The sequence below is a fragment of the Candidatus Filomicrobium marinum genome, from assembly GCF_000981545.1.
In the GTDB taxonomy this organism is placed as follows: domain Bacteria; phylum Pseudomonadota; class Alphaproteobacteria; order Rhizobiales; family Hyphomicrobiaceae; genus Filomicrobium; species Filomicrobium insigne.
The window spans coordinates 1,201,931-1,218,777 of the sequence record NZ_LN829119.1 but is presented as its reverse complement, the minus strand read 5'-3'; the positions used below and the strand labels follow the sequence as shown (position 1 = coordinate 1,218,777).

Annotated in this window: 15 protein-coding genes; 7 read left to right on the top strand and 8 right to left on the bottom strand. The window is 58.8% G+C overall.

What is annotated here, in order from left to right; genetic code table 11:
• Positions 1 to 107: 107 nt before the first annotated feature.
• The 5 genes from recF to rpsT form a co-directional block, all read right to left on the bottom strand.
• Positions 108 to 1,271 carry a DNA replication/repair protein RecF gene (gene recF, locus YBN1229_RS05920; RefSeq protein WP_046477363.1) on the bottom strand — a complete coding sequence of 388 codons (1,164 nt, stop codon included), beginning with the start codon at positions 1,269 to 1,271 and terminating at the stop codon, positions 108 to 110.
• 84 nt (positions 1,272 to 1,355) lie between these two features.
• Positions 1,356 to 2,474, bottom strand: a complete 1,119-nt coding sequence (dnaN, locus tag YBN1229_RS05915) for a DNA polymerase III subunit beta (protein ID WP_046477362.1) — start codon at positions 2,472 to 2,474, stop codon at positions 1,356 to 1,358.
• 368 nt (positions 2,475 to 2,842) lie between these two features.
• Complete coding sequence (dnaA, locus tag YBN1229_RS05910; RefSeq protein WP_046477361.1) at positions 2,843 to 4,387, bottom strand: chromosomal replication initiator protein DnaA; 1,545 nt, start codon at positions 4,385 to 4,387, stop codon at positions 2,843 to 2,845.
• 137 nt (positions 4,388 to 4,524) lie between these two features.
• The gene (locus YBN1229_RS05905) at positions 4,525 to 4,968 is read right to left on the bottom strand and encodes a rhodanese-like domain-containing protein (RefSeq protein ID WP_046477360.1); all 444 of its coding nucleotides are present in this window, start codon (positions 4,966 to 4,968) and stop codon (positions 4,525 to 4,527) included.
• A 678-nt stretch (positions 4,969 to 5,646) separates the two neighbouring features.
• On the bottom strand, positions 5,647 to 5,919 hold the full coding sequence (rpsT, locus tag YBN1229_RS05900) for a 30S ribosomal protein S20 (RefSeq protein WP_046477359.1): 273 nt from the start codon (positions 5,917 to 5,919) through the stop codon (positions 5,647 to 5,649).
• A gap of 313 nt (positions 5,920 to 6,232) precedes the next feature.
• Here rpsT and YBN1229_RS05895 point away from each other — a divergent pair, with 313 nt between their 5' ends.
• The 3 genes from YBN1229_RS05895 to YBN1229_RS05885 all read left to right on the top strand — a co-directional run bounded on the left by YBN1229_RS05895 (position 6,233) and on the right by YBN1229_RS05885 (position 9,057).
• Positions 6,233 to 7,615 carry an MBOAT family O-acyltransferase gene (locus YBN1229_RS05895; RefSeq protein WP_046477358.1) on the top strand — a complete coding sequence of 461 codons (1,383 nt, stop codon included), beginning with the start codon at positions 6,233 to 6,235 and terminating at the stop codon, positions 7,613 to 7,615.
• Positions 7,616 to 7,712: 97 nt separating this feature from the next.
• Positions 7,713 to 8,333, top strand: a complete 621-nt coding sequence (locus YBN1229_RS05890; protein WP_046477357.1) for a hypothetical protein — start codon at positions 7,713 to 7,715, stop codon at positions 8,331 to 8,333.
• A gap of 1 nt (position 8,334) precedes the next feature.
• Complete coding sequence (locus YBN1229_RS05885; protein ID WP_052743737.1) at positions 8,335 to 9,057, top strand: hypothetical protein; 723 nt, start codon at positions 8,335 to 8,337, stop codon at positions 9,055 to 9,057.
• Between the two features lie 24 nt (positions 9,058 to 9,081).
• Here the strand turns inward: YBN1229_RS05885 and YBN1229_RS05880 are convergent, their stop codons facing one another.
• Complete coding sequence (locus YBN1229_RS05880) at positions 9,082 to 9,855, bottom strand: enoyl-CoA hydratase (RefSeq protein ID WP_046477356.1); 774 nt, start codon at positions 9,853 to 9,855, stop codon at positions 9,082 to 9,084.
• A 41-nt stretch (positions 9,856 to 9,896) separates the two neighbouring features.
• On the bottom strand, positions 9,897 to 10,787 hold the full coding sequence (gene mutM, locus YBN1229_RS05875; RefSeq protein WP_046477355.1) for a bifunctional DNA-formamidopyrimidine glycosylase/DNA-(apurinic or apyrimidinic site) lyase: 891 nt from the start codon (positions 10,785 to 10,787) through the stop codon (positions 9,897 to 9,899).
• 126 nt (positions 10,788 to 10,913) lie between these two features.
• Here mutM and ubiE point away from each other — a divergent pair, with 126 nt between their 5' ends.
• From ubiE to ubiB, 3 genes are all read left to right on the top strand, one after another.
• Positions 10,914 to 11,693 carry a bifunctional demethylmenaquinone methyltransferase/2-methoxy-6-polyprenyl-1,4-benzoquinol methylase UbiE gene (gene ubiE / locus YBN1229_RS05870; protein WP_046477354.1) on the top strand — a complete coding sequence of 260 codons (780 nt, stop codon included), beginning with the start codon at positions 10,914 to 10,916 and terminating at the stop codon, positions 11,691 to 11,693.
• A 229-nt stretch (positions 11,694 to 11,922) separates the two neighbouring features.
• Positions 11,923 to 12,468 carry a hypothetical protein gene (locus YBN1229_RS05860; protein WP_046477352.1) on the top strand — a complete coding sequence of 182 codons (546 nt, stop codon included), beginning with the start codon at positions 11,923 to 11,925 and terminating at the stop codon, positions 12,466 to 12,468.
• 226 nt (positions 12,469 to 12,694) lie between these two features.
• The gene (gene ubiB / locus YBN1229_RS05855; RefSeq protein ID WP_046477351.1) at positions 12,695 to 14,287 is read left to right on the top strand and encodes a 2-polyprenylphenol 6-hydroxylase; all 1,593 of its coding nucleotides are present in this window, start codon (positions 12,695 to 12,697) and stop codon (positions 14,285 to 14,287) included.
• Positions 14,288 to 14,337: 50 nt separating this feature from the next.
• On the opposite strand, the gene YBN1229_RS05850 is transcribed toward ubiB, so the two are convergent.
• Positions 14,338 to 15,261, bottom strand: a complete 924-nt coding sequence (locus YBN1229_RS05850; protein WP_076605288.1) for a DUF2189 domain-containing protein — start codon at positions 15,259 to 15,261, stop codon at positions 14,338 to 14,340.
• A gap of 305 nt (positions 15,262 to 15,566) precedes the next feature.
• On the opposite strand from YBN1229_RS05850, the gene YBN1229_RS05845 reads away from it, so the two are divergent.
• Entirely contained in the window at positions 15,567 to 16,829 is a 1,263-nt protein-coding gene (locus tag YBN1229_RS05845) for a DUF2254 domain-containing protein (RefSeq protein ID WP_170832404.1), read from the top strand.
• The last annotated feature ends 18 nt before the right edge of the window (positions 16,830 to 16,847 follow it).

The window sequence follows — 16,847 nt, the reverse complement described above, 5'->3', positions numbered from 1 at the left end:
AAAAGTTGCGAAAATCGAGGGAGGGCAGCACAATATTAAGATAGTTTAAAATTCAATTTTTTCAATGTCTTGCATACTCTTCTGCGTAATGCTGTCGCCATAGAGATTCAGGCGTGTACCGAATGCAATCCGGCATCCGCGACTCGCAACATTGTCGCCTGCCCCGATAGTGCAGAAAATGCGCTGAGATCAGTACCCGTCATCCACGCCTGAGCCCCCAATCTCAGGATCTCAGAGAACAATCCGGCACGTCGCCTATCGTCGAGATGGGCCGTGATTTCGTCGAGCAGAAGCAGCGGTGCGGAGCCCGAATGGCGCATCGCTATCAATTCGGCTTCGGCCATAACCAAACCGATCAGCAGGGCTTTCTGTTCTCCGGTAGAGCTAAGGCGCGCCGGCATGTTCTTGGGCCCGTGAGAGACAATGAGATCCGAGCGGTGCGGGCCTTCGAGGGTACGTCCTGCGGCACGGTCGCGTTCACGCATGCTCGCGAGGCGTCGAGCATAGCTATCCTCGACATCGACGGCCGGAGCAGAGGCGAGTGCCGATTCCAAACTGCCTTCGAGTTCGATGCCACTCCAGGGAAAGGGCGAGTCGGGATCGCGTAGACGTCGCGCGGCGATGACATCGCACAGTCTGCGTACGGTCGATATCCGTGCAGCCGCGATGGCGGTGCCCGCTTCGGCCATGATGATTTCCACTCCCTCGAGCCTGGCATTGTCGCGGACACCGTCCGCCAACAGCCGATTGCGGCTCTGGGTGGCGCGCTCGAAGCGCCCTGCAAGGGAGCGAAAGCCGGGGTCGAAGCACAACACCAGACGGTCCAGAAAGCGACGGCGTTCCGAAGCCGGACCTGTAAACAGTCCGTCCATGGCAGGTGTGAGCCAAACGATCTCGACAAAGTCAGCTAGAGCGCCCGAGCCTCCCGCGGGCTCACCGTCAATGCGCACAACACGCCCCGTACCCGCACGCTGGCCCGCAGCGGCTGACGGGCTGAAACCAGTGCCGATCTCGGCCCGGCCGCTTCGGGAATTCACTCGCGCTGCGACAGCCCAGCCACCATTTGCGCCGGCCCGGAGCAAGTCAGGATAGGGCGCGCGCCGCAAGCCTTGGCCCGGCGCGAGCAAGGAAATGGCTTCCAGGATATTGGTCTTGCCCGAACCATTCAAACCGAACAGCACAATCGGTCCAGGCCCCGTCTCGATCACGACGTGGGCATAGTTGCGAAAATCGGTGAGCGAGAGCCGCTCGAGGGACAAGCTTGGAGCCATGCCTATCTCATCTGCGCTTCAGTAACGCATCCGGCACGCATAGCGTGCGGCCAGACGTAACGCAGATTTTCAACAACGGCGATCCTAGACGCGCATCGGCATGACGACGTAAAGCGCGCTGCCGTCGCTACTGTCGCGGACCATGGCTGGCGAGCCCGGGTCCGACAGCATGAAGCGCGCCTGATCGCCCTCTAGCTGGCCAGCGATGTCCAGCAAATAGCGCGCATTGAAACCGATCTCCAGGGCGCTAGCACCATAGTCGACGCCGATCTCTTCCGTGGCGCTACCGCCTTCTGGATTGTTGACCGACAGCACCAGCTTGTTGCCATCGACGTTGAGCTTCACGGCACGGCCGCGCTCACTGGCGATCGTTGACACGCGGTCGACGGCACTCATGAAATCGGAGTTGGAGACTGTTAGCTCTTTATCGTTGGCCTGCGGAATGACGCGTGCGTAATCCGGGAACGTGCCATCGATCAACTTTGAGGTCAGCGTGACCGTGCCGATCTCGAAACGCACCTTCGTGTCGCTCACGCTTACGGTTACCGAGCCTGCCGAAGCTTCCAGGAGACGGTGCAATTCATTGACCGTCTTCCTCGGGATGATGACGCCCGGCATGCCTTCGGCCCCGGAAGGCAGTGGCAGATCTACCTGCGCGAGGCGGTGACCATCGGTCGCGACCGCGCGTAGCATGGCCCCATCATCGCGTGTAGCCATGTGCAGGTAGATGCCGTTGAGATAGTACCGCGTTTCTTCCGTCGAAATGGCGAACCGGGTCTTCTCAATCAGCCGTTTCAGGTCCGCGGATGACATCTCAAACGTATGCGGCAGGGGCCCAACGGCAATGTCTGGGAAATCCTCGGCCGGCAACAACTGAAGAGCGAACCGCGAGTGACCGGCTGTCAACGTCAAGCGTTCACGCTCCGCTTCGCGCTGTAATTCGACCTGCGCGCCATCGGGAAGCTTTCGCACGATGTCGTGCAGCATATGAGCCGGCACCGTCAAAGTACCCGGTGTTTCCACAGATGCGGGTGCCTCCTCGATCACTTCGCGTTCGAGGTCAGTGGCTTTGAACGAGATGGTCGAGTCTGATGCCTTTAGCAGGACGTTGGACAAAATAGGAATAGTCGTCCGGCGCTCGACGACGCTGGTCACGTGGCCCAGGGCGCGAAGCAACTCGCCCCGCTCGATTACTAGCCGCATGGCTGATCCTCGAATCTTCTTTGTTTCAAAACCAGCCTCTCGAAAAAGACCGTAGGCCGTTTGAGAGATCACCGCGAGAAGTGGTGCATCCTGCTCGTAAAATTACTGCCTTTGTTCGGAAGGGATTCGCGCGGATCGACACTTTGATCTGATAAGCGATGTTTTTTCAAGTGGTGCCTGTGCCGTGCCGGCCCCACTCCCTTTCCAATTTTCACCTTCTAGAGGACATTAGAGGGCCCTTGGGGGCCTCCAATAAGCAAATAGCAGAAGGGTGGTGCCTCGGCACCACCCTCCCCCCGCTTAGGCCGGACGTGCATTGTGCCCTCTTCACGCCAAGCCCAAAAACGTTCTCGACGCGTCACCCTGTCTTAGTGACTGAGCAGTTTCTTCAACTCCTCAATCTCGTCGCGCAGCCGCGGATTGTCAGACAATTGCCCCTCAATTTTGCGGATTGCATGCAAAACAGTGGTGTGATCGCGGTTGCCGAAGCGGCGACCGATTTCAGGCAGCGAACGCTGCGTCAGCTGCTTTGCCAAGTACATGCCGATCTGGCGCGGCCACACAACGGAGCGATGCCGCCGTTGCGAGAGCAAATCGCCCTTCGAAACACCAAAGTGTCGCGAGATGATCCGCAGGATATCTTCAATCTTGATGCGGCGTGGCTCGATGCCCTGAACAAGATCGCGGATCACCGTTTCGGCAATATCCATCGTGATCTGCGTGCGCATGTACTGCCAATTCGCGAACAGACGTATGACCGCACCTTCCAGCTCGCGGCCATTATCGGTGAGCCGCTCGGCGAGTAACCGCAGAACTTCAGGGGCGAGAACGAAAGTTGGGTCGACCGCCTGTTTTTCCGCCAGGCGCATTTCGAGCACTTTCAGGCGAAGTTCATAGTCCAGCGAGCCGAGTTCGGTCACGAGTCCGCGTGCCAACCGCGAACGCATGCGCTCGTTCAGACGCTCAATGTGCGCGGGCGGACGCGCCGATGCGACAACCACCTGCTTACCGCCATCCAACAGTGCATTGATAATATGCTCGAACTCCTGCTCCGTCTGAGCGCCATGCATAAATTCGAGGTCGTCGATGAGCAGAATATCTACCTGCCGGAACTTTTCCTTGAAGGCCAGCGGATCTTCACTGCGCAGCGCTTCGACGAAGCGGTAGCGGAAGCCTTCCGCCGTCAAGTACAGGACTTGAGCGTCAGGCTTACGGCGCTTTACTTCCCAGGCGGTCGCGTGAAGCAGGTGCGATTTGCCGAGGCCGACAGGTGCATGGATAAACAATGGGTTAAACCCGGGGCTTACACCGGAAACAGCTTCGGCAACACGTGTTGCTGCCGCGTGCGCAATGCGATTGGATGCGCCAACCACGAACGTGTCGAACGTATAGCGCGGATCAAGTGGTGACCCCTCGAAGCCACCGACGCGTGTCGGCTGCGTGGGAGGCACAAAAACTGGTGCCGCTGCATGATGGTTCGTCGCGGCCGAAGCAACCGGATGCGCTTCATAGCTTTGCGCTTGAGGCGCATCCTGCTGCGCTGGTGTGCGCGACCGACCGGCGCCGCCCGGCTGACGCAATACGACTTCGACGCGCTCAGCGCCCTTAAATTCTGCCTGGCAGCACGCCAGCAAATCTTCGCTGTAGTGCGATTGAATCCAGTTGCGAAGGAACTTCACTGGTACTGAGACCTGTACCGTGCCGTCGTCATACGAGTCGAATTCAAGCGCATTGAACCAGCTCGTATAGACTTCGTCCCCCAACCGCGCGCGCAGCATAGCCCGCGCCTTCTGCCCCGCAGTGCCGCGGACCGCTGACGCCGCAGGTTTCACCGACGTCATAGTGGCCCCTTGAGGATTAGCCACATGACGCGCCGAAATGATCTCGAACTCGTCCTTCCGCACCGTCTGCATTTTCGTAGTCCCCGCTTTACTTAGTTAAATCAGTTACTTTTGCCCTCAGTCTCCGCAGTCTCAGACAAAGCTTTCCCGCTGCTTCCAGCCCTCGCGGAAGCCCGTTTTGCTTATCTGATCTTGCGGAAGGGTGCGCGTTAGCCTTGCACCCACGGGAGCCCAGCCGCTTTCCATCCGGCCTGGGTTCCCCTGTGCCGATGCGCATCGAGAGGTCCCTCGAAGCCATCGGCCACATTGCGGCAGCGCTGGTATCCCTGCGCCGCCATTACTTCAGCCGCATGGCGGCTGCGACTGCCCGATCGGCAGATGAAGAGAAGCTCCGCATCCTTGCCGATCCCGGCCGAACTCAAAAACTCGGAAAGCCGTTCGGAAAATGCGGCATCAACCTGGTTCTCCGGAAAGGATTGCCATTCGATCCGCACGACCTGCTTGCCGAGATTCGACAAATCAGGTAGCCCCACAAATGCCCATTCTGCTCGCGTCCGCACATCGATCAGAATGGTGTCCGCTTCGGAGGACAGGCGCGCCCACGCCTCTTCAACCGAAACTTCCTCTATGTGGATGGAATCACAAGACCCCACTTGCCCCTCCACGCTATGTACTCAGTGCCGCTTGCCCTCTCCGACCGCGTACACTCAACAGTTCTCAAGTATTTGACAAAATTTCCCCGCTGCGCACCGAGCTAATTCAGGCGCAAAAGTGAGCTTTGCCAAATTTAGACGACCCAGCGTGGCCCAGAGTACTTACTCTTCTGCACTGGATACACGACACGTCTTTACGCTGGACTGTTAACAAGACCGCGCTGCCGAACGGCGACGCCCTAACGCCTACTGATACGCGGTGGCGCTGGTGAGGGATATTAATAGGACGTTAACCACAGCGGTGGCAAGCATCGTTTTTCTATGGTTGCGTACACATTTTATTTCAAGAGTGCCGTTTCGGCGGGCCGATCACACCCCTTTTCCAGCAGTGGCCGACTGTGCAAAAGCCTACTGAATCCACAGGCCTGCGGCCGTTCATTCACAGCCATCAGATACAAAAACGGCGCCTCGAAACGAAGCGCCGCAGGAGAGTAGATTTTACTTGATGAGCTGACCGCCAGCCCCGAGTCGGGTGGCCGCCGTAGTGGCGATGGAATAGTCGGGAGGGGCGTATTTTCCGTTACTTAGTGACACTCAGAAAACCATCTAGCGAGCCCACTCCGAAATTGATTTGTGGCGAACATGTCACAGCCAGTTCGGGAGCGAAGTTGTCACCGTTTACGCTGGTGCCGACATTCCTTTAACGCGCTGCGTAAGACGGGAGATCTTCCGCGAACCCGTGTTTTTATGAACGATGCCCTTCTGTGCGGCGCGCGCAATCAGGGGTGCAGCAGCACCGAGCGCTTCAAAAGCCTTATCCTGATCACCTGCGGCGATCGCTTCCTCGACCCGACGAATCTCGGTACGCATGTGCGAGCGGCGCGACTTGTTGACGGCGGTGCGCGTGGTGATCTTACGGACGGCTTTTTTTGCCGATTTGGTGTTGGCCATTGAAGTTACGTTCCTTTTTTCGATGCCACATCTCGCCGGCACTGCCTAAATTGGCATTCCGTTTCGCCGATAAAACGAGAGGGCGCAATAGATGAACCGCCCGGAGAACGGACTCCAGGCGGCTGTTGGCTGGGGCCCTTATAGAGCGGGGCGATTCCGCGGTCAACGGCGTTGCATGCGGTCCCATTCGGCTTACTGCGACAAAGACGCCGAAGTTTATTCCATCCTTGAGGGTCGGACGTTTTCCCGCCAATTGCTTAGGGCACCTTCATTTTGAATGGCCTTCTAAACCGCATTCTGCAGGGATCACCCGATGCTTTTTCAAAGCCAGGAGTTTCTCCTCGGGTTGCTCCCTTGCGTCCTCGCGGTCTGGTACGGACTCGCGCGGGCGGGCAGCGTGGTGGGACGCGAATGGGCGCTTATTGCTCTTTCACTCGTATTTTACGGATGGTGGGACGTCCGGTTCGTGCCCCTTCTGTTGGCGCAAACGATTCTGTCCTGGGTCGTGGCGGTTATATTCATTGCCACCGGCCGGCGGGCGCGTTGGCTGATCTGGCTGGCTATCGCAGCCAATCTCGCCATTCTCGGCTTCTTTAAATACTGGACATTCTTTGCGGAAAGCGTGCTGGTCGGCGTCGGCATCGAGGTGCCGCCGGTTACAATACTTCTGCCTATCGGCATCAGCTTTTTCACGTTCGAGATTATCTCATACCTTGCGGACGTAAGCTGGCATCAAGCCCCGCGCTATCCGTTACGGCGCTTTATCGTCTTTGTATCCTTGTTTCCGCGGCTCATCGCGGGGCCCATCGTCCGGCATCATGAGATTATTCCGCAGCTTGATCTCGATCCGTTGCGAACCGGCGTTGGCGAACGTCTCGCGAAGGGCGCGACGCTGCTTACGATCGGCCTCGCGAAGAAGGTGTTTCTGGCCGACAGCCTCGCCCCCATCGCTGATCGGGCCTTTACGCAGGCCTCCTCCGGCATTCCTGACGTGGCGACAGCGTGGAGTGGCGCCTTGGCGTTTTCATTCCAGCTGTTTCTGGATTTCTCTGCCTATTCGGAGATGGCAATCGGAATCGCGCTGATGCTCGGTCTGACATTGCCCGAGAATTTCCGTGCACCCTATGCAGCCGTCGATCTGCGCGATTTCTGGCGACGATGGCATATGACGCTGTCCCGCTACCTCCGTGACTACGTTTACATCCCTTTGGGGGGCAGCAAACACGGGGTAGGTAGCTACCTTGCCGCAACGATGCTCACCATGGGTCTGTGCGGACTTTGGCACGGCGCGGGATGGACGTTCATCGCTTGGGGTTTCATGCACGGGGTCGGGCTGGTCGTCTGCCGGGCGTGGGGGCAATACGGCGTGCGTCTGCCGTTTTTGTTGTCCTGGGCCATAACGATGGCCTTCGTCGTCATCGGATGGGTTCTGTTTCGCGCTCCGGACTTTTCCACCGCGGCATCCATGCTAGCGGGTATGGCGGGCGCGGGCGGCGGCGCGGGTCAGTTGGAGGGGCTTGGGTTGCTTGCACTCGCAGCGGCCCTATCCACGTTCGGTCCAACGAGCTATGACGTGGTGTCGCAGCGCTTGCGGCCAAATCCGATTTTGGCCGTGGTGACGGCGTTGGTCGCGATAGCTGTCGTCCTTGAAGTGGGCAAAGGGCAGCCGCAGACGTTTATCTATTTCCAGTTTTGACGCGCCTAAGCGGCTGAGGTAGGGAACGGGGCGCGAAATATAGCTTTATCGGCTCGTCCGGGCCGATATGCGCGGAGCGAGACGACGGGGGAAGCAAATGGCATGGGCGATCTGGATCGTCGCACTGACGATTGGACTGGCGGCCATTCTTTGGAGCGCAGCCAACGTCGCGCCTGAGATGCACACGCTGGCCTGCGCGCTGGTGGCGGCGTCTGTTGCGGCAACTGCGATCCTCGACAACCGGAGCCTTTATCGGCGCGCCGCAACGAAGCATCGGATTGCCGCATCGACCGCGACCTATATGGGGCTGGTCTGGACGTGGGGCGCAATCGGGCTTTTCACCACTTACACTCCTATGCTGGACATTCTGCGCTGGAAGGAATGGCTTGTGTTCACGCTGGCCTTCGCAGGCGTAGCCGTCCTCTGCCTAGGATTTGCGTGGGTTATCGCCAGCGACGAAAAACGCGACAGCGGCGAACAGACCATGTTGAACCTCGCCCAGTACCTATCCGTTGGGCAATTGGTAGGAATGGGCATTGCTGCCCTCGGGCTTATCATCGATGGAAAATTCCCCGTCACGGTGAAGAAACAGATCGAATGGCAAGACTGGGCCGCGAACAATATCTTCTTTTTCGGTGCCTTGGCTCTTGCTGCAATCACTGCCAATGCGCTCTATATGACCCGCAAGCAGAGCAAGCAGGAGACTGTCACGAGTTAACTTGGGCAAGGCGCAGAGCGGCAATCTTCTGCGCGCCAACGCCGCGCAGTCCGTCTCCAGGGCTGCTGTTGAAGGAAACACGATGTCACTGCAGCCGCTTATTCCCGGTCTCGTCGTGGTGATGGTCGCCTCGATCGCAATGTTAGTATGGGCTGTCGGCGAGAGCGCCCGGGACCTGGCACTTATCGCGTCGCTCGCGTTCCCTGCGGCGGCAGTCCTGGTCGGGCTTATCGTCAACCGGCGCCTCCCCAAAGGCCTGCCGATCGACGAAACTCATGAAACCATATTTGCTTCGCGGCGAAATGCGCGGCTCATGGCGATGATTTACGCCTGGGGCGCAGCTGCGATCTTTGCCACCTACTCGCTCACGCAACTGTGGTGGTGGCATAGCTGGCAATACGGGTCTGCAATGGCCTTCATCGCCTGTTGCCTGCTTATTTATGTGAACCGCATGGAGAACCTCGATAGCCCCTTAGTGCGGCCGCGTATGCTCGACGCGGCAGCGACGCTTGCGCTCATCCAAGCGGGGGCGATTGTTGCCGGGCTCACCTTTCTCATAGCATCGGGGAAGCTCGGCAGCACCAAGCCGGACTGGCCCGCGAACTACGTCTTTGTTGGCGGCGGTCTCGGGCTCATGCTGGTTTCACTTATTGCGGCACGCACACACCGTAAACTCCGCCATCTTACCGAACGTTCTGCCCAGGTGTCTCCGAGGGCGCATTAACGAGAAGCGCCTCGCATTTGCAGCTCATCGATTTTTGAAGTTCGGTTTGCGCTTCTCAGAAAACGCTTCCATGCCTTCCTTCTGATCTTCCGTCGCAAACATAGAATGGAACACGCGTCGCTCGAAGAGGATCCCTTCGGACAGAGTCGTCTCGTAGGCGCGATTGACGGTTTCCTTCGTCATCATTACTGCGGGCAATGACAGCGATGCGATCTTGCTTGCAACCTTTTCCGCCTCCGTCAACAGATCCGCCGCAGGCACGACCCGACTGACAAGACCGGAGCGCTCCGCTTCCTCAGCATCCATCATGCGGCCAGTCAGGCACATCTCCATGGCTTTCGATTTGCCAACGAAGCGCGTCAGCCGCTGCGTGCCACCAATCCCCGGCATGATGCCCAGCGTGATTTCAGGCTGTCCGAACTTGGCTGTGTCCGCAGCCAGGATGAAATCGCATTGCATCGCAAGTTCGCAGCCGCCTCCGAGGCAGTAACCGGCGACAGCCGCGATGACGGGCTTGCGGCATCGGGCGGCAACATCCCAATTGGCTGCGAAGTCCTCTCGGTAGACGTCCATGAAGGATTTCGGCGCCATCTCTTTGATGTCGGCCCCAGCAGCGAACGCTTTTTCCGATCCGGTAATGACGATCGCGCCGATCGCGTCGTCGCGATCATAGCCCGTCAATGCTTCGGCCAGCTCACCGACCAGCTGCGTGTTCAGTGCGTTCAGCGCGTCAGGCCGGCTCAGCGTGATGATCGCCACGCGTCCCTTGGTTTCGCAGAGGATCGTCTCATAGGCCATGATCTTTCTCCGGTCGTCTCTGGTCTTTGTTGGTCGCACCGTTAGCGCTGGCAGGATGGGCAATAGAATGTCGAGCGCCCAGCCTGGACGATACGGCGAACGGTGCCTCCACAGCCAGTCCGGCTACAAGGCTCGCCTTCGCGGCCATAGACCGCAAAGGTGTGCTGGAAATATCCGAGTTCTCCAGAAGCTTGCCGGTAATCACGCAGTGAGGACCCGCCCGCAGCTATGGCATCATTGAGAACACTCACGATGGCCGGGACCAAGCGTTCGGCGCGCGCCGTTGGAGCGGCCTTCTTGGTCGCCAAGCTCGACGCGACGCGTAACGGTGACAACTTCGCGCGATACAACGCCTCGCACACGTAAATATTGCCAAGACCCGCAACGTTGCGCTGATCCATCAGGAAGGCCTTGAGATCCGTGGTGCGGCCCGTGGCGCGGGCGGCGAGGTGGCCAGCATGCAGCGCGTTGCTCAACGGCTCAGGACCCATCGCGGCAAAGAGCGCATGCGTGTCCAACGCGTTCGCCTCGATCAACAACATGAAGCCGAAGCGACGGGCGTCGTTATAGGTCACGGTTGTTCCGCGATCGGTGTGGAAGACGACATGATCGTGTTTCGCGGCTGGGGTTACCTCATGAGTAAAAACGCCGGGACGGCTGCCATTGCCGTCCATTGCACCAGGTACAATGGTAAACCTGCCGCTCATGCCGAGATGCATGACGAGGCTTTCATCACCTTCCAGATCCGCTATCAGATATTTCGCGCGACGGCGTAGCGCCTCAACACGGCGTCCGGATAGGCGTTCGGCGAACCTATCGGGAAGCGGGAAGCGCAAATCCGGCCGCCGCTGCTCGACTTGCACGAGCCGCCTCCCCACCAACTCCGGCTCCAGGCCGCGTCTTACGGTTTCAACTTCGGGTAATTCCGGCAACGGGCACTCCTGATTCAACGCCCTCAAGCATCGTGATAAGCGTTTTGGCGCAATGGCGTAGCATCGCTCGCAATAGTTGGCTATCACAGGTGGGAGATACGAGATTTGATGGAGACGTGCGGGCCCATGATCGATGAGCGCACAGGCGAACCGGGCGATGCCCAAACCAGCTTTGGCTTTCGCAACGTGGCGGAAGGCGAACGGCAGGGGCTTGTCAACGAGGTGTTTGCGAAGGTCGCCCAGCGCTACGACCTGATGAACGACCTCATGTCCGGCGGTCTGCACCGACTCTGGAAAGACGATTTGATCGGGTGGCTGGCCCCGCCGCGATCGGGCCGCGCTTTCCGGCTGCTCGATGTCGCCGGCGGGACCGGAGACGTTGCGTTACGCTTTGCACGTGCGACGGACACCGATGGAACTGCCGTTATATGCGATATCTCGCCGGAGATGCTCGACGTCGGACGTCACCGCGTTGCAGATGCTGGATTGGACGGGCGCATCGAACTGGTTGAAGGCAATGCGGAGGCGTTACCTTTCCCTGACCGGGCGTTTGACGCCTACACGATCGCTTTTGGCATCCGCAACGTCACCCACATTGATCAGGCGCTGCGTGAAGCCTATCGTGTCTTAAAGCCTGGCGGACGGTTCCTGTGCCTGGAATTTTCCGAATGCCGCATTCCGCTTCTCGACCGCGTCTATGATTTCCATTCTTTCGAGGTCATCCCGCGCCTGGGCAAACTGACGGCAGGAGACGCACAACCCTACGAGTACCTCGTCGAGTCAATCCGCAAATTCCCGAAGCAGGAGCGTTTCGCCGATATGATCCGCGCTGCGGGCTTTTCCCAGGTGAAATATCGGAATCTGTCCGGCGGCATCGCCGCGATGCATTCCGGTTGGCGGATCTAAGGTTGCATCAGCTTTTTGTCAGGCCTGATCTATCTCCTCCGGTGTCCCGTCACCAGCTGAACCAGCATTAACCAGGAATATTGCGAAAATTCCTCGCGGCCTGTTCTTCAGGGAACAGCCGATTTTCCGCGTGTGCGCCATGTTGGGTCTCAAGAACGCAGGGCGCCTTTGAACCTTTTGCCAGCCCAGCGCGACAACAGAGACAGACACCGGCTCAGGAGATACCACCATGTTGCGCTCACTCATCGCACTGACCCTTTCCCTCGCTGTCGCGACTGCAGCTTTCACCCCCAAGGCGCAGGCTGGCGGCAAAGGACTGGCTATCGGCATCGGCGTTGGCATGTTGCTGAGCCATGGCATGCATCAACAGCAACGCCATCACGCGGAACAGCGCCGCCGGGCCGCAGCTTATGAACGCGCCAGGGCTCGCGAGCGGGCTGCTGCGGAACGTCGCGCCGAACAACGCCGGATCGCGGCCCAGCGCAAGGCAGAGGCTCGTCGTTTGGCCGCCCGCAAGGCAGCAGCAGAACAGAAGATCGCTCAGCAGCAGGCCGAAGAAGAGGCGGAAGAGATTGCTGCTATCGATCCGCCGCTACCGGTTCAGAAGGTTGTCGCGCAGGCGGATGCCTCCGATGTCGTGACGGGTTCCACGGTTACCGCCACCCCGGCAGTCATCGAGACGAACACCTCTACAGTTGCTGCTGCTCCAGAACTCGGCTGCAAGAAGTTCATCCCCTCGGCAAATCTGACCATCAGTGTCGTCTGTGAGGATTGATCCAGGGCAGCTGAACATTTTAACTGACTTAACGCCCTGGCGGTTAACCACCAGGGCGTTTTGACGTGCTAGAAGGCCGACAACCCCGTGGGCCGAGCCAACGTTGACCCATTATGCTCACAAGTGGTTGTCCGCGGGTCTTGACCAGGGCGGACTAACCAGCAATCTGCGCGGAAAGTTTACACACTTTCCACCGTCACAATTCACCCAGGAGACATCATCCCCCATGGCCGGCGCCCTGATGAACGTTCTGCGTCTCGCGCGCGCAGGCGTCGTGCTCGCGCAGTACGGCGTGCGGTTCGTGCCGCCTGGAATGAAGGTCCCGGCACCCTTGCTGATCGCGCGCGCGTTGACGGTCCCGATCCGGGCCGTGACATGGCCATTTCGTGCACGGCAGCCGAAATCAGCGCGTATCACGGAAGCGCTCGCATCACTTGGGCCGTCCTATATAAAGCTGGGCCAGTTTCTCGCCACGCGCGCCGATGTCATCGGACCGGAACTGGCGAGTGATCTCTCGCAGCTTCAGGACAAGCTTCCCCCCTTTCCCATGCGCGAAAGTCGTCGTGCCGTAGAGGAGGCGCTTGGCGGAAGGCTTGAAGATCACTTCAGTACGTTCGGACCTCCAGTCGCGGCAGCGTCTATCGCGCAAGTTCACAAAGCAACCGTTGCCGACGCGGCGGGGCCGCGCGATGTCGCCGTTAAGATCCTACGTCCTAGCGTGGAGCGCCGCTTCAAGGCTGACCTCGACAGCTATTACTTCGCCGCACGACAGATCGAGCGGTTTCATCCGCCTTCTCGTCGTTTGCGGCCAGTTGCCGTCGTTGACACGCTGAAGCGTACCACCGAGCTGGAAATGGACTTGAGGCTGGAAGCGGCCGCCATTTCCGAAATGGCGGAGAATATCACCGACGATAAAGGCTTTCGCGTTCCTTCCGTGGACTGGAAGCGGACGTCCAAACGGGTCATGACGCTTGAGTGGATCGATGGGATCCCGATCGCGGATCATGCGCGGCTCAAGGCGGCTGGTCATGATCTGAAATCGCTTGGTCTTATTACCCTGCGATCGTTCCTGCGCCACGCCATGCGCGACGGCTTTTTCCATGCCGACATGCATCAGGGCAATCTGCTCGTCGACAAGAGCGGCGATGTTGTTGCGGTGGACTTCGGCATCATGGGACGTCTTGGCGCCATGGAGCGACGGTTCCTCGCCGAGATTCTGCACGGGCTGATTACGCGCGACTATCGCCGCGTCGCAGCCATTCACTTTGAAGCCGGTTATGTTCCACAGCATCATTCGGTGGAAGTTTTCGCCCAAGCCATGCGCGCAATAGGAGAACCCATTCACGGTCGGACGGCGGAAGAGATTTCCATGGCCGATTTGTTGGGTCAGCTCTTTGCCTACACGGAAGTGTTCGACATGGAGACCCGACCGGAACTCATCCTGCTGCAAAAAAGCATGGTGATTGTTGAGGGCGTTGCGCGGTCGCTCGACCCTGGGCTCAACATGTGGACGGCAGCCGAACCTGTGGCACGCGATTGGATGCAGAGCAATCTCGGTGTCATTGGTCAGATCAAGGACGTGGGGGAAGGCGCTTCGACACTTGGCAAAGTGTTAGCGGATGCGCCGCAGTTCATGCTCCGCGCGCAGGGTACGCTGAAATCGCTCGATCAAATGACGCGTGATGGATTGCGGCTCGACGAAACGACAATCCGCCGCCTTGCGCGCGAGGAAGCGCGTGCGTCCTGGTCGGGACGCGCCGCGCTTTGGATCGGTGCACTGAGCCTCGCCGCGATTGCGGCCCTTCACTTGTGGGGCTGATCGCGAACTGAAAAAATCAGTTTCAGACCTACCCAAGCTCTATCCTTGACTTACACCTTCGTGTCTTCATCCCTATCGGATGAAGGCACAAAGAGTGACGCTGGGAACTCCGCCGCATAGCGGCGCCACTTCGGACGCGGATGATATTCCGGCCGACGGCTATGATCCGGCTCCACGACCCTGCGATACAAGTGCCAGGTTGAATGCCCCAGCACCGGCACGACAATCGCCAATCCCATGAAAAATGGGATCGCGCCTAGGATCAGTGCTGCAATGACGATCAATCCCCACAGCGCCATCGTGAATGGATTTTTGAGGACCGCCTTCATGGAAGTCGCGAGTGCCGTCGGCAACCCGACATGGCGGTCGAGCAGCAAAGGAAAAGAAACGACGCTCAGCATCAGGGCCAGAACCGCAAACACAAGACCGATCGCATTGCCGACAATGATGACGTTATGCCCTTCCTTGGTCGTTAGGAGATCTCGCAGGAAAGCAGAGAATGAAACGGGCTCGACGTAACCAAAGCTCGCAACAAAGACCGCGCCCGCCAAGGAAATCCAAACAACCACCAGTGCCAACATGAGCAGTCCGAGACCGACGATTGCTGGGAACGATGGGGAGTGCGCAAAGTCCATGACGTGCCGCCAAGACGTATCGCGACCCATCTCACGGCGACGGCTGAGCTCGTATAAGCCTATGGCCGCGAAGGGGCCGATGAACGCGACGCCGGCCGCAATAGGGTAGAGAAGCGGTATCATTTCGTATGCGAACACGGCCCGCCCTAGGACAAGACCGACAATTGGATAGATGAGACACAGAAACACGACATGCGTGGGCATCGCCCAGAAATCGTCTATGCCCTTGGATATCGCATAGCTTAGATCCGACGGCGAAATGGAGCGGACGACCGGTGCTGCCCCACGTGGCTCGGCGGTTGTGATGATGTCGTAATGTCCGGAATGACTTTGAGCCATAATTTCTCCTCCTGAACTTCATCGTTCAAGGGATCACGGCTCTCACGCGCGCTGGCATCCGAATTGGCGGCGGCCAAAACAAGCCGCGATCAAGTTACTGGTCCTAGTCTGACCCTTTCTCTGAGTTTAGCCAAGTCCCCTTTGGCTCACGAATTCGAGCGCTCGGAAAATGCGGTTAACCGATTGAGTGCACTTGTTTCAGGGAACCATGGGGCGAAATGAATGGTTCGCCTAACACCACTCAATAGTCTTGATGCAGAGAGTCGGCTTCAAGACCCTTAACTCACCCCAGGAGGACTTCTTGAATGATCGCCCGCTGGCAATGGCTCCTTCTGCAGCTCAAGCGCAAGCTCTGGGTCCGTGTCAGCCTATTCTGCATCGCGGCGCTCCTAACAGCCATGGCTGGTGTTGTTTTCGAAAGCTACCTTCCTGAGGACGGCGCCTTCGAGTTCGGTTCCAAGTCGATCGACAGCATCTTGACGATCCTTGCATCAAGCATGCTCGCTGTGACCACGTTTTCGCTTACGACAATGGTGTCGGCTTACGCCGCTGCGACAAGTAATGCGACTCCGCGCGCGACGAAACTCCTTATCGATGATCCGACCACGCAAAATGCCCTGGGAACGTTCATCGGCTCTTTCCTGTATAGCCTCGTTGGGATTATCGCCCTGAGCGCCGACGCCTACGGCGATCGGGGGCGGCTGATCCTGTTCCTCGTGACGATTGGCGTCATCGCGTTGATCATCATCACGCTACTCCGGTGGATCGACTATCTGGCGCGGCTGGGTCGCGTGGGCGAAACGACGGATCGCGTCGAGCGCGCAACTCTCGACGCCGTGAAGTTACGGATTGCGCATCCCTTTCTCGGCGGCCATGCACTTCGCGATCCCGAGAACGAGATTCCGAAGGAGGCCAGACCAACGTTTGCAGAGCGGATCGGATACATACAGCATGTCGACATTCGCGCGATTTCCGACTGTGCCCAGAAACATGAGGGGAAGGTCTACATCACAGCGCTTCCCGGCGCCTTTGCCGACCCTGTCCGTCCGCTCTTTCGTTCCGTCGGCATCGACGATGAAGACGCGCTTGAATCGATCCGCATCGCATTCACGATCGATGACGAGCGTTCGTTTGACCAGGATCCCAGATTCGGACTTTGTGTTCTCTCGGAGATCGCATCAAGGGCCCTATCTCCCGCTTTGAACGACCCCGGCACCGCGATCGATGTCATTGGCCGTTGCGTCCGCGTATTGAACGCATGGGCCCCTGGAGAAGCGGACGATGCTGAGACCGACGCTCCTTGCCCCGGTGTGTGGGTCCCGCCAATCCAGACAGCCGAAATGTTCGACGATGTCTTCACCCCGATCGCACGGGACGGTGCCGGGAATGTCGAGGTGCAAGTGCGGCTTCAAAAAGCGTTCGCCGCGCTCGCTGCCCTGGGTGATGAGGCATTCAGGTCGTCGGCACAGCGTCATTCCCGTTACGCGCTCACACGCGCAGAAGCTGCTCTTCACATGGATTACGAAAAAGATCTTCTGCAGAAGTTGGCCGCCGAGGTCGGCGCTTAGAGCCGTGCGATCCGGAGC

Excerpts from the sequence above, each read along its gene's own strand:
- ubiB (WP_046477351.1), top strand. The coding sequence starts at position 12,695 with ATGGCCGGCGCCCTGATGAACGTTCTGCGTCTCGCGCGCGCAGGCGTC.
- rpsT (WP_046477359.1), bottom strand. The coding sequence starts at position 5,919 with ATGGCCAACACCAAATCGGCAAAAAAAGCCGTCCGTAAGATCACCACG.
- ubiE (WP_046477354.1), top strand. The coding sequence starts at position 10,914 with ATGATCGATGAGCGCACAGGCGAACCGGGCGATGCCCAAACCAGCTTT.
- dnaA (WP_046477361.1), bottom strand. The coding sequence starts at position 4,387 with ATGCAGACGGTGCGGAAGGACGAGTTCGAGATCATTTCGGCGCGTCAT.
- recF (WP_046477363.1), bottom strand. The coding sequence starts at position 1,271 with ATGGCTCCAAGCTTGTCCCTCGAGCGGCTCTCGCTCACCGATTTTCGC.
- YBN1229_RS05850 (WP_076605288.1), bottom strand. The coding sequence starts at position 15,261 with ATGGCTCAAAGTCATTCCGGACATTACGACATCATCACAACCGCCGAG.
- YBN1229_RS05860 (WP_046477352.1), top strand. The coding sequence starts at position 11,923 with ATGTTGCGCTCACTCATCGCACTGACCCTTTCCCTCGCTGTCGCGACT.
- YBN1229_RS05880 (WP_046477356.1), bottom strand. The coding sequence starts at position 9,855 with ATGGCCTATGAGACGATCCTCTGCGAAACCAAGGGACGCGTGGCGATC.
- dnaN (WP_046477362.1), bottom strand. The coding sequence starts at position 2,474 with ATGCGGCTAGTAATCGAGCGGGGCGAGTTGCTTCGCGCCCTGGGCCAC.
- YBN1229_RS05845 (WP_170832404.1), top strand. The coding sequence starts at position 15,567 with ATGATCGCCCGCTGGCAATGGCTCCTTCTGCAGCTCAAGCGCAAGCTC.
- YBN1229_RS05890 (WP_046477357.1), top strand. The coding sequence starts at position 7,713 with ATGGCATGGGCGATCTGGATCGTCGCACTGACGATTGGACTGGCGGCC.
- YBN1229_RS05895 (WP_046477358.1), top strand. The coding sequence starts at position 6,233 with ATGCTTTTTCAAAGCCAGGAGTTTCTCCTCGGGTTGCTCCCTTGCGTC.